Source organism: Shewanella sp. 10N.286.52.C2 (assembly GCF_002874545.1).
In the GTDB taxonomy this organism is placed as follows: domain Bacteria; phylum Pseudomonadota; class Gammaproteobacteria; order Enterobacterales; family Shewanellaceae; genus Shewanella.
On the sequence record NZ_MCTV01000039.1, the window covers coordinates 158,645 to 170,730 of the forward strand.

Sequence of the window (12,086 nt, forward strand, 5' to 3'; positions counted from 1 at the left end):
AGTTACACGAAAGGACGCGAAAGCGTCCTTTAATTTTATGGGCCGATTTTGTATAATACTCAAACGTTGTAACTTCTCGGAATCAAAATGATCACTTCGGCACCGAATATCGCTTCAATCGAATATCCTTTTCCCGCAAAACCCGCTGTATTAAATGAAGCCGAAAAGGCTGATTATAAACAAAAAATTAAACAGCTTTTAAAAGAACAAAATGCGGTTCTTGTTGCACATTACTATACTGATCCTGAAATTCAAGCCTTAGCAGAAGAGACAGGTGGATGCGTATCTGATTCTTTAGAAATGGCACGCTTTGGTCGTGATCATCCTGCTAAAACGTTAATTGTTGCTGGCGTTAAATTTATGGGCGAAACGGCTAAAATTCTTAGCCCTGAAAAAACCATTCTAATGCCTACTTTAGATGCCACCTGTTCACTTGATATTGGTTGTCCTATTGAGCAGTTTTCGGCATTTTGCGATGCTCATCCAGATCATACCGTTGTGGTCTACGCTAACACCTCTGCCGCTGTTAAAGCGCGTGCAGATTGGGTTGTTACATCAAGTATCGCCCTTGAAATCGTTGAACACTTAGATAGTGAAGGTAAGAAAATCATCTGGGGCCCAGATAGACATTTAGGCAGTTATATCGCTAAAGAAACTGGCGCCGATATGCTGATGTGGCAAGGTGATTGTATTGTTCATGACGAATTTAAAGCAAAAGCCTTACGTGAATTAAAAATACAATATCCAGATGCTGCTGTGCTAGTTCACCCAGAATCACCAGCAAATGTGGTAGCGTTAGCTGATGCTGTAGGTTCAACTAGTCAGTTAATTAAAGCTGCACAAACTATGGACAATCAGCAATTCATTGTAGCAACCGATCGCGGCATTTTTTATAAAATGCAACAAGCTGCACCGGGTAAGACACTTATTGAAGCGCCAACAGGCGGTAATGGCGCCACTTGTAAAAGCTGTGCCCATTGTCCTTGGATGGCTATGAATGGTCTTCAAGCGATTGAAGCATCGCTCAGTAGTGTCGATAAAACAACCCATGAAGTGTTTGTTGATGACGCTTTACGTGATGATGCGTTAGTGCCACTTAGTAGAATGCTAAATTTTGCTCAAACCCTTAATATGAAAGTAAAAGGCAACGCCTAATTAAGTTTGTAAGATTTAGCTTAGTATTACTAAGCTAAATGACAGACAATAAAAAGCCCTGCAATTGCAGGGCTTTTTCATATTAGTCAAATGACTGCTATGAATTATTTAGCTGTCATTAATGCAACAGTATTATCTAACATGCGGTTACTGAAACCCCATTCGTTATCATACCAAGCCATTACTTTGACAAGTCGACCATTAACACGTGTTTGAGTCGCGTCAAAGTTAGAAGAAAATGCATTATGGTTGAAGTCGATAGAGACTAAAGGTTCAACATTAATAGCAAGCGCTTCATTCAATGGTGAAGTTTTTGCTGCATCTGCCACTATCTGGTTAATTTCTTCAACTGTGGTGTCACGAGACGCTTGGAAAGTGAGATCTACAAGAGATACGTTGACTGTCGGTACACGTACAGCTAAACCGTCAAACTTACCTTGAAGCTCAGGAACCACTAAACCTACAGCAGCAGCTGCCCCAGTTTGAGTTGGGATCATAGACATTGCTGCTGCACGAGCACGACGTAAATCAGTGTGGTAAACATCTGATAAGCGTTGATCATTGGTGTAAGCATGAATAGTAGTCATTAAACCTGATTCAATACCAACAGAGTCATTCAACGGTTTCGCAAAAGGCGCTAAACAGTTGGTTGTACATGAAGCATTTGAAATCACAGTCATGTCAGCAGTTAGTACGTCATTGTTTACGCCATAAACAACTGTAGCGTCAACATTTTTACCTGGTGCTGAAATAATAACTTTCTTCGCGCCCGCTGTTAAATGTGGCTGTACCGCTTCTTTAGAAGTGAAAATACCAGTACATTCATACACAACATCAACATTCAACTCTGCCCAAGGTAATTTAGAAGGGTCACGTTCTTGGAAAGTTAGGATTTTATCGCCATTAACGTAGATGGCTTCATCATCATGATCAACTTTAGCATTAAAACGACCATGAACTGAATCATACTTGGTAAGGTGAGCATTAATTGAAGCATCACCTAAATCGTTGAGTGCAACGATTTCAATTGGGTAATCCTTTTCGCTTTCATAAAGCGCACGTAAAACATTTCTACCGATACGGCCATAGCCGTTAATTGCTACACGGATAGTCATTGCATATCCCTCAAGTGATTATAAAATCTGTTTCGTAAATCATGTGGTAGTAAAATTACCAAATTAACGATTTTCGTCAAGTAAAAAAGCCGAAAAATGGCAATTTAAGCGTCAAATGTCTGTATTTTATTTACAGAATTCAATATATCACACACTTTTTGTGTTTTTTTGTAAGTCGTCAACAAATAAGTGAAAAATATAATGTGTTCATTGTAGTTAATAACGCGCTAGTTTTTTAATCAATTCGCGTTTTAAATTGGCTGATATCGAATTGACCTAAGGAAAGTTGATTAACTAACATTTGCGCATCGAGGTCTAATTGGGCTGCCAAGGTTTTATTATTGCCAATTAAGGCTAAAAGCCTCTGCTCAGAAGCCACATAATCACTCATCAACAAATTGACTTTGGTAAACAAGTATTCATTTTGTGAATTTTGTTCACGTCGATAAATGCTCGCTAAACCTAAAAGCCAGTCTGGATCCAAAGTTTCTGCGTTTGAGTTAGCTAAAAGTGATAAATACAGTGCTTTTGATTGGCTGGTATTTATTTTTAAATAATAACTGGCAATGTGGGACAACATGAAAACTTCATTAACTTCACCAGATTGTTCTGCGGCGATGACAGCATCTCGTGAATCACCATCATTAAAAGTGGTCCAGCGGTAGTAAGCCAAATAAAGATCTGGGTTATCTTGAGTAGATTCTCTTAGTTGGGCTAAGTTTTGGGTACTAATAGCATAAGCACGTTCTCGATCTTCAGTACGGTGAGTATTAATAACATGTTTAACCCCGGCAGCAAGTTCGATACATTTACTATAAGACTCAAGCTTGATGAGTTGCTCATAGAGTAACTTTCCTGAAGGGGTTTCTATCTGCTTTAATTGGTAACGACTGCGAATTAAGTCGCCTTTTTCTACTAAACACCAACTATCTTGGTGTAAATCGGCACAAAGTTCAGGATTTTTTTTACATATGGCGGCACTATTTCGACCAACATCACAACCGAAAAGGCCGAATAATGCAGCGAATAAAGAAAATGATGTAATTATTACTAAACTTTTGTTCAAAACTGGCTCCGTATGGTGATTTTTTCTAATAAAATTACAGGTTTAGTAAAAATTTCTTACTGGTGAAATGCGTCAAATTTCATTACAATGACGGCGACTAATAAGGGATAACCCTACAATAATCTGATTATTGGTCTTTTCTTTCTGTTACTCAATTCTTTCTGCGACAAAGCCGAAATATGAGATAAAGGATCTTTTTAATGAGCGCTGATAAACACCTACAAAGTTGGCAAGAACGTTTCGAAATGGCTGAGGCTATGCAGCCTTTACTTGGGAAATTATACCGTAATCAAGGCGTTGAAGTCTTAATTTTTGGTAAACCACTTTTAAACGCATCAACAATAGAAATTATTAAAGCGCATCGCTTAGTTCGTCGTCACATTGGCGATAAGTTACGTTTACGCGAAAGTTTCCCATTTGTAGAAGCGTTAAGTAAGTTGTCAGTTAAGCATTGTAAAGTCGATATTGGCAAGCTTGCCATTAATTACTGGCGTGAACACTCTGATGCATCACAAATTCAATCTTATATGACTCACGCTTTAGAAGCGGGCATAAATTTTGGTGATGATGTTGCCGCTAAAGATGTCGTGCTATACGGTTTTGGTCGAATAGGGCGGTTATTAGCACGCCTGATGATCGAAAAAACCGGCCAAAGCAACAAATTATGTCTTCGTGCTATTGTACTTCGTGGTGGCAAGAAAGGCGATTTGGAAAAACGCGCCAGCTTATTACGTCGTGATTCGGTGCATGGTTCTTTCAATGGCTCAGTTGAAGTTGATGAAGAGAACAACGCATTAATCGCCAATGGTACTTACATTCAAATAATCTATGCTAATTCACCTGATGAAGTCGATTATACCCAATACGGTATAAATGATGCATTGGTTGTTGATAATACCGGTATTTGGAAAGATGAAGCTGGCCTTGGTTTGCACCTTAAGAGTAAAGGTGCCAGTAAGGTTCTGTTAACGGCACCAGCTAAAGGCGCCATTAAAAATGTTGTTTATGGTGTCAATGAAAATGACATTTTACCAGAAGACATCATTGTTTCTGCTGCTAGTTGTACTACTAATGCTATTACACCGGTTCTAAAAGCGGTTAATGATAAGTACGGTATTGAAAATGGCCATGTAGAAACTATTCACTCTTATACGAACGATCAAAACTTGATTGATAACTATCACAGTGCTGATCGCCGTGGCCGTAGTGCGCCATTAAACATGGTTATTACTGAAACTGGTGCTGCTAAAGCCGTATCTAAAGCGTTACCTGTGCTAGAAGGTAAGCTTACAGGCAATGCGATACGTGTACCTACACCTAATGTGTCAATGGCTATCATTAGTGTTAATTTAAACGGTGAAACAAACCGTGACGAATTAAATGAATACCTCAAAGATGTGGCATTAACTTCAGAGCTGCGTAATCAAATTGATTTTACTGAATCTACTGAGATTGTTTCTAGTGATTTAGTGGGCTCGCGTTATGCAGGCGTTGTTGACTCTCAAGCAACAATTGCAGAAGGTAAACGTGCAATTTTGTATGTTTGGTATGACAATGAATTTGGTTATAGCTGTCAGGTAGTGGGCGTTATGCAAAAAATGCTGGGTATTACGACTTTGTCTTTACCGAGCGCATAAACAGAACCTAATTAATGCCTAAGCGCAATTCACCTATTAAAAGCACTTCTTTGAAGTGCTTTTTTATTAGCAAACCATTATCACATTGCAGTTTTTGAATATTCTCAGCTGAAATAGCCCAGTCTTTTCAAATTAAGATTTTTCATACTGAATAGCTTTTAACCAAGTTCAGTTAATATTTATTCGATGCGTTTATTTATGCGACAAACGCACTAAAAACAACGAAAAAACTATAAAACTTCATTGACAGAATTGCTTAAAACAGTAAAAATGCATTCCGAAGTCAACGACAACACCTTGTTATTGATTCGGTAAAGCGACATTAGCTCAGTTGGTAGAGCGATACCTTGCCAAGGTATAGGTCATCGGTTCGAACCCGATATGTCGCTCCAATTCATTAAATGAATTACGGCGCGATGGCAGAATGGCTATGCTGCGGATTGCAAATCCGTCGACCTCGGTTCGACTCCGGGTCGCGCCTCCACAATTTTGTTTAGTTGTTAAATTAACAGTTAAATGACACTTTTGCCCGAGTGGTGGAATCGGTAGACACAAGGGATTTAAAATCCCTCGCTTAATAGGCGTGCCAGTTCAAGTCTGGCCTCGGGTACCATTATTCTTAGTCTTTGCTTAGCAATGATGAGAACTTACATACGTAAGTATGGTGCAAAAAAGCCTCAACATTAGTTGGGGCTTTTTTGTATCTGAAATTTGTTTAAATAAAACTTATTACTCATAATCCCTCGTCGTTTTTAAATAGGCGTGCCAGTTCAAGTCTGGCCTCGGGTACCATTATTCTTAGTCTTTGCTTAGTAATGATGAGAACTTACATACGTAAGTATGGTGCAAAAAAGCCTCAATATTAGTTGGGGCTTTTTTGTATCCAAAATTTATTTTAATAAAACATATTACTAAAAATCCCTCGTCGTTTTTAAATAGGGCGTGCCAGTTCAAGTCTGGCCTCGGGTACCATTATTCTTAGTCTTTTCTTAGCAATGATGAGAACTTACATACGTAAGTATGGTGCAAAAAAGCCTCAACATTAGTTGGGGCTTTTTTGTATCTGAAATTTGTTTAAATAAAACTTATTACTCATAATCCCTCGTCGTTTTTAAATAGACAGCATCAGTTAAACTTTAGCTGGTCTTTCTTTATTCGATGTACTCAATTAAGACTATCTGAAATAAAAAACACACAATACTGAACCATGAACTAAGTTAGAGTTCTTTTTATCAAGAATATTTGGTTTTATGGGAATATTTTTAATGAATCTTCAAACTGTGATCTAATTATTACCAGAATGTCTTTTGTGACTACTTCCTAAAGTCATACAATGGTATAAATAGAAAAAAAGTTGTTCACTTCAATAGTAGGAAAGATGTAATGATATTTTCTCAAATCCCTCAAGCGCCAGCAGATCCTATCTTAGGTTTAACCGATGCCTTTAAAAAAGATACTCGTACAGACAAAGTTAACTTAGGTGTTGGGATCTACAAAGACGAAGCAGGTCAAACTCCTGTACTGACATCGGTAAAAAAAGCTGAAGCCATTTTATTAGAGACTGAGAAAACAAAGAACTATCTTGGAATTGAAGGTGTGGAGCGTTATAACCAAGTGGTTCAAAGCTTATTATTTGGTAAAGACAGTGCCATCATTCGTGACAAAAGAGCATTTACCGCCCAAGCACCTGGCGGAACAGGTTCTTTACGAGTTGCAGCTGAGTTTTTAGTAAACAACACTGACTCAAATATCTTATGGGTGAGTAACCCGACATGGGCAAACCATCAAAATATTTTTCAAACTGCTGGTTTAGAGATAAAAGAATACGGTTATTACAAAGCTGAAACACATGACATGGATTTCGATGCTATGGTCACCGATCTAAATACTGCGCAAGCTGGTGACATGGTGCTTTTACATGGCTGCTGTCATAACCCTACAGGCATTGATTTGACTATTGAGCAGTGGCAAATCATCGGTCAACTATGTAGCGACAAGCAATTGGTTCCTTTATTTGATTTTGCTTATCAAGGCTTCGGCGCCGGCATTGAAGAAGATGCACAAGGGTTACGTGCTGTAGCTGCCAAAGTGCCTGAATTATTAGTCGCTAACTCATTCTCAAAAAACTTCGGTCTTTATAATGAGCGTATCGGTGCAGTAACCGTTGTTGCTGAAACAGAAGTTGTAGCACAAAAAAGTTTTAGCCAAATCAAAAAGACTATCCGTGCGAGTTACTCAAACCCTCCAGCTCATGGTGGCTTAATTGTGAGTACCATTTTATCTGATGATGGCTTACGTAAAGAATGGGAATCAGAGCTTAGTGCTATGCGTCAACGTATCGCAGAAATGAGAACCTTATTTGTAGATACCTTAAAGCAAGAAGGCGTATCACAAGACTTTAGCTTTATATCACGTCAAAACGGTATGTTTAGTTTTTCTGGTTTAAATAAGCAACAAGTAACTCGTTTAAAAGAAGAGTTTGGTGTTTATATTGTAGGCTCAGGTCGTATTAGCGTTGCAGGAATGACAAAACAAAATATCCCTGTGATTTGTAAAGCGATTGCACAGGTGCTTTAACGATAATGGGCCTTAAAGGCCCATTATTTTTACTTAATCAGTTATCTAAACTTGATATAAAAGCGCTTAAGGTAGTCCATTTTTAATCTCTATTATTGAAATATTTCAGTCTGTTAAAATAGCGATTAATCGCTTTAAGTCATACCTTCTATTACGTGCAAATCTCGGTATAATCACTAAAAAAATTACATAAAGGCTTTTAATTGAAAACAGGTAGAATTGGAAAGTTTACCCTTGCTTTAGCGGGGGTCATCATTGTTATGTTTTTTATCAGAGCTTGGCTAGTACCAACGATTGAACAAATCTTGATAACCACTCCTGATATAAAAGAAAACCCACAGCTTTCAAATCAAGTGCCAGATTTTTCGAGCATTTCAGATATCCCAACTAAGAAACAAACGTTTTTTGATTACATGACGCCTGCAGTCAAACATCAAAATGCAATTATTAGTGCAGAAAGAAAATTTTTAATTGTTATTCTCAATAACCTTCGTAATGGGCAACCGCTTACTGATGCTGATATTTTTAAATTGCAAAAGCTAACTCAAAAATATCGATATCAAGTAAAAAAGTTTGATTTAATCACTCTGACACCGTTACTTGAACGCGTCGATACCTTGCCAGTTAAAATGGTACTAATTCAAGCCGCCAATGAAACTGGTTGGGGCAGCTCTCGCTTCGCTACAGAAGGTAATAATTATTTTGGGCAATGGTGCTTTTCTAAAGGCTGTGGTTTAGTGCCGCAATCAAGAACCCCAGGGCTTAATCATGAAGTTGCATCGTTTGATACCCCAGAGGACTCAATAGCTGCATACCTGCTTAATTTGAATACTAATTCGGCTTACCATTTATTACGTTCAATCAGGGCGGATCTAAGAGCCCAAGATATTGAGCCCACTGCAGAAGAATTGGTCTTTGGCCTGTTACATTACTCAGAACGTAAACATGAATATATCGACGAATTACTTCAAATGATGCGTCATAATAAAAATTATTTAGCTGGATTATAGTTAATGAAAATAACAACAAGATTAGCAATGGCTACAGTGGCTTTCTCGGTAAGCTTTTTTTCAATTGCCGATACGGTATCTATTCCTTATGCCGGTTTTTACGAAAGATTAAAGCAGGTCAACAAAGGCAACTATCAGTTAGTTGAAATTGTGTTTAGTGTGCCTAAAACTCAAGCTTGCACTATTTTAAGCGGGGATATCAGTACTGAGAAAAACCAATATCCATTAACTTTTAATGAGCAGCAGCGGCTTTTTTTACCTTATGATGCTCAGTTAAAATCTGATCGCGGTTTAATTAACTTAACCATGAAGGGTGATCCCACAGGATGTGGCATAGCAATGCAGGTGAGGGCGAAGCAACAGCTTAAATCATATAATCAGCAGCAAATCCTTGCGGTAAAAGATGATATGGATGCGTTATTGGATGGCCAGCAAGGTTTTCCAATGAAGTATTTTAGAAAGCCAATATCTGGTGTTACATTCAGTTTTAACGATACTGACTATCCGGTAACTGTTAGCATTGATAATAAACAGCAGCTTATTAGTGAGCCGCTACAATTGGCTAACTTTACACTCAATGAATTAAATGAGATTTCTTTTTCTGTTACTCCTGCAGTCATTAGCCCGTTTGTCGAGTAAAACTTTTTAGATAGATTGAAAAAGCCCTCAATAGAGGGCTTTTGTATATCTACAGCACTTATTAAAGTGCTGTATAATCGAACGTTATGTGATTACGGCTTGTAGGTACTCACAACATCAATTCTTGCTGCAGCATCAAGATTAATATGGCCGTTGTTACTCATATCAAGAAAATCAAATGCAGGTAGCTCTGATTCAGCCACAGCGCCAGACATAGGTGCGTCAGCATTTCTTTCAAGTGATAAGAAATCAAATTGGTTACGATCAACACCTTGTGACGGCGAGGTATTTTGCATCGCCGTGAAGATGGATTCGATTCTACCAGGGAAATCCACATCCCACTGTTTTAGCATGTCTTTAACTGCACCACGTTTTAAATTTTCTTGTGATCCGCAAAGGTTACATGGAATAATCGGGAACTGTTTCAATTCTGCGTATTCAGCGATGTCTTTTTCTTTACAGTAAGCTAATGGACGGATCACCATGTTAGCCCCATCATCCGAAAGTAATTTTGGTGGCATTGCTTTCATCTTGCCACCAAAGAACATATTTAAGAATAATGTTTCAATGATGTCATCACGGTGGTGACCTAAGGCAATTTTAGTGGCGCCGATCCGCTGTGCGAAACCATATAGGGTTCCTCTACGAAGGCGAGAACATAAAGAGCAAGTGGTTTTACCTTCAGGGATCTTATCTTTGACTATCGAGTAGGTGTCTTTTTCTAAGATATGGTAGGCCACTTTTAAACTATCTAAATAGGCAGGTAGAATATCTTCTGGAAACCCAGGTTGCTTTTGATCTAAATTTACCGCGACAACTTCAAAAGAAATCGGGGCACGTTTTTGTAAATTTAATAAAATATCAAGCATGGCATAACTGTCTTTGCCGCCTGAAAGGCAACACATAACAATGTCACCTTCTTCAATCATTTGATAATCGCCGATAGCACGACCAACTTCATGGCGGAGCTTTTTTTCGAGCTTATTTTGACGATCCAATTGTAGTTTGTTTTGTTGTTGCATTTGCGACATAAAAAAGCGCCCAGTAACCATTTGTTTCAGGGCGCGTATTATTCCAGCATTCTGCCTTAGGGTAAAGGATTTACTCTTCTAGAGGTGACTTATACCCATCTGGCTTGATAGCGAGTAGATCACAGTTAATGCTATCAATAACATGTTCTGCTGTATTACCAATTAGTGCGGCAGAAAAACCTGTACGACCCACTGTACCTAAAATAACTAACTCAGCGTCTAACTTTGTGGCTAATTCAGGAATAATATCTTCAGGCAGACCTTCTTCAACATGGCAATTTTCTAATGGAATATCAAAGCTATGGGCGATAGATTGGATCCGTTGTTCATGCTGCATTCGGACCGTGTCGTTATAACTTGCGGCATCAAACTCTGGCAATTCTATGGCTAAATTGACAGGGGTACCTGGATAGCCATTAACTAAATGCACTTTAGCTGAAAACTTATCGGCTAAATTTAAGGCGTTTTTAATAACTTTGGTATTAAGAGTCTGATGTTCTTCATCTTCAGACGCTACATTTATTGCGCAAACAATATTACCTGCTACTGGCCAATCGTGTTCTTTAACCATAAGAACAGGAATAGGCGCTTTACGTAATAAATGCCAATCAGTAGGGGTGAAAATAATTGATTTGAGTTTATCGTGCTCGTGGGTGCTTTTGACCAACAAATCAAATTGTTCATCGATAGCGTATTTAATAACACTTTCAAATGGGCGATTGTGCCAAACTACTTTCGCATCAATAGACATTCCAGTCTTAGTATAACTTTCGATGGCTTCATTTAACCAGGTTTCACGTTGAGCTATAACGCCTTGACGCATAGCTTCACGCTCATTACTGGATAAAATTGATGTCATCTCGTAGGAGAAGTCAAAAATAGTGAGAAATGCAGTGATAGTTGCGTTGGACTTACTCGCTAGCTCAACAGCTCTAGCTAACGCAGGTTGATGATCTGTCATAGGGTTTATGACAACGAGTATCTTATTATAATCCTTCATAAAACCTCCAAGCTAAAATGTTAAACTCTGTTAATTAACTATCACTGTTATTGCCATAAAATACTTTGAGAGAGATCAAACTTTGAAAAGTTGTTAGGCCTAGGTTGCAATCCGCGAATTACCCGCTAACTGACTCAGTGCTTTATGATCAACAATAGTGATGTATTTGCCTTTAACTTCAATAAAGCCTGACTTTTGAAAACGGCCAAGTAAGCGGCTAATTGTTTCAACTGTTAGCCCAAGGTAATTACCAATATCACCACGGGTCATGGTTAATCTAAATTCATGAGGTGAGAAACCGCGGCTACCAAAACGGTTAGCCAGATTGCTGATAAATGCGGCTAGGCGTTCTTCGGCATTCTTTTTAGATAACAACAAAATCATTTCTTGATCGCTCATGATCTCATTACTCATGAGACGCATTATCTGTTGTCTAAGTTTTGGCATACTGCCCGCTAAGGTATCTAAAGTATCAAACGGTATTTCACATACCATTGCAGTTTCTAATGCTTGGGCAAAACTCTGATGAATTTGAGAATGAATTCCATCAAAGCCGATAACGTCACCAGCTAAATGAAAGCCAGTGATTTGTTCATCGCCTTGCTCTGTGATGGTGTAGCTTTTAATTGTGCCAGATCGAATAGCAAATAAAGACTTGAGAGGATCACCAGACTTAAATATTTGGTCACCTTTTTGCACTGGCTTTTTACGCTCAATAATCTCATCGAGTCTATCTAACTCGTTGTTATTAAGCGAGAAGGGGATACATAATGATTCCATACTGCAATCATGACAATGTATCGCACAACCTCCGGTTGATGCTCGAAGTTGTTTAGTTGGGTCTATAGGCATATGT

Annotated in this window: 10 protein-coding genes and 3 tRNA genes; 8 read left to right on the forward strand and 5 right to left on the reverse strand. The window is 38.4% G+C overall.

What is annotated here, in order from left to right:
- Positions 1-87: 87 nt before the first annotated feature.
- Positions 88-1,155 carry a quinolinate synthase NadA gene (gene nadA / locus BCU94_RS14500; RefSeq protein WP_102476780.1) on the forward strand — a complete coding sequence of 356 codons (1,068 nt, stop codon included), beginning with the start codon at positions 88-90 and terminating at the stop codon, positions 1,153-1,155.
- A 104-nt stretch (positions 1,156-1,259) separates the two neighbouring features.
- Here the strand turns inward: nadA and gap are convergent, their stop codons facing one another.
- Positions 1,260-2,270, reverse strand: a complete 1,011-nt coding sequence (gene gap / locus BCU94_RS14505) for a type I glyceraldehyde-3-phosphate dehydrogenase (RefSeq protein WP_102435407.1) — start codon at positions 2,268-2,270, stop codon at positions 1,260-1,262.
- 235 nt (positions 2,271-2,505) lie between these two features.
- Entirely contained in the window at positions 2,506-3,336 is an 831-nt protein-coding gene (locus tag BCU94_RS14510; protein ID WP_102476781.1) for a DUF2989 domain-containing protein, read from the reverse strand.
- A 200-nt stretch (positions 3,337-3,536) separates the two neighbouring features.
- Between BCU94_RS14510 and BCU94_RS14515 the strand changes: the two genes are divergently transcribed.
- The 7 genes from BCU94_RS14515 to BCU94_RS14545 all read left to right on the forward strand — a co-directional run bounded on the left by BCU94_RS14515 (position 3,537) and on the right by BCU94_RS14545 (position 9,199).
- Positions 3,537-4,973, forward strand: a complete 1,437-nt coding sequence (locus tag BCU94_RS14515) for a glyceraldehyde-3-phosphate dehydrogenase (protein ID WP_076540871.1) — start codon at positions 3,537-3,539, stop codon at positions 4,971-4,973.
- A 316-nt stretch (positions 4,974-5,289) separates the two neighbouring features.
- Positions 5,290-5,365, forward strand: a tRNA-Gly gene (locus BCU94_RS14520).
- Positions 5,366-5,383: 18 nt separating this feature from the next.
- Positions 5,384-5,457, forward strand: a tRNA-Cys gene (locus BCU94_RS14525).
- 43 nt (positions 5,458-5,500) lie between these two features.
- A tRNA-Leu gene (locus tag BCU94_RS14530) sits at positions 5,501-5,586 on the forward strand.
- A gap of 770 nt (positions 5,587-6,356) precedes the next feature.
- The gene (locus BCU94_RS14535) at positions 6,357-7,550 is read left to right on the forward strand and encodes an amino acid aminotransferase (protein WP_102435403.1); all 1,194 of its coding nucleotides are present in this window, start codon (positions 6,357-6,359) and stop codon (positions 7,548-7,550) included.
- 203 nt (positions 7,551-7,753) lie between these two features.
- On the forward strand, positions 7,754-8,560 hold the full coding sequence (locus BCU94_RS14540; RefSeq protein ID WP_102435401.1) for a glucosaminidase domain-containing protein: 807 nt from the start codon (positions 7,754-7,756) through the stop codon (positions 8,558-8,560).
- A gap of 3 nt (positions 8,561-8,563) precedes the next feature.
- A complete protein-coding gene (locus tag BCU94_RS14545; protein WP_198590890.1) occupies positions 8,564-9,199 on the forward strand; it encodes a DUF2987 domain-containing protein in 636 nt (211 codons plus the stop codon).
- A gap of 92 nt (positions 9,200-9,291) precedes the next feature.
- Here the strand turns inward: BCU94_RS14545 and ttcA are convergent, their stop codons facing one another.
- From ttcA to etrA, 3 genes are all read right to left on the reverse strand, one after another.
- Positions 9,292-10,230: a tRNA 2-thiocytidine(32) synthetase TtcA gene (ttcA, locus tag BCU94_RS14550; protein ID WP_198589347.1), complete on the reverse strand. Its 939-nt coding sequence runs from the start codon at positions 10,228-10,230 to the stop codon at positions 9,292-9,294.
- Between the two features lie 70 nt (positions 10,231-10,300).
- A complete protein-coding gene (gene uspE, locus BCU94_RS14555) occupies positions 10,301-11,230 on the reverse strand; it encodes a universal stress protein UspE (protein WP_102476783.1) in 930 nt (309 codons plus the stop codon).
- Positions 11,231-11,329: 99 nt separating this feature from the next.
- Entirely contained in the window at positions 11,330-12,082 is a 753-nt protein-coding gene (gene etrA / locus BCU94_RS14560) for an electron transport transcriptional regulator EtrA (RefSeq protein WP_102435395.1), read from the reverse strand.
- Between the last annotated feature and the right edge of the window lie 4 nt (positions 12,083-12,086).

Coding starts and splice junctions, on each gene's coding strand:
- nadA (WP_102476780.1), top strand. CDS start 88: ATGATCACTTCGGCACCGAATATCGCTTCAATCGAATATCCTTTTCCC.
- gap (WP_102435407.1), bottom strand. CDS start 2,270: ATGACTATCCGTGTAGCAATTAACGGCTATGGCCGTATCGGTAGAAAT.
- BCU94_RS14515 (WP_076540871.1), top strand. CDS start 3,537: ATGAGCGCTGATAAACACCTACAAAGTTGGCAAGAACGTTTCGAAATG.
- BCU94_RS14535 (WP_102435403.1), top strand. CDS start 6,357: ATGATATTTTCTCAAATCCCTCAAGCGCCAGCAGATCCTATCTTAGGT.
- BCU94_RS14545 (WP_198590890.1), top strand. CDS start 8,564: ATGAAAATAACAACAAGATTAGCAATGGCTACAGTGGCTTTCTCGGTA.
- ttcA (WP_198589347.1), bottom strand. CDS start 10,230: ATGTCGCAAATGCAACAACAAAACAAACTACAATTGGATCGTCAAAAT.
- uspE (WP_102476783.1), bottom strand. CDS start 11,230: ATGAAGGATTATAATAAGATACTCGTTGTCATAAACCCTATGACAGAT.
- etrA (WP_102435395.1), bottom strand. CDS start 12,082: ATGCCTATAGACCCAACTAAACAACTTCGAGCATCAACCGGAGGTTGT.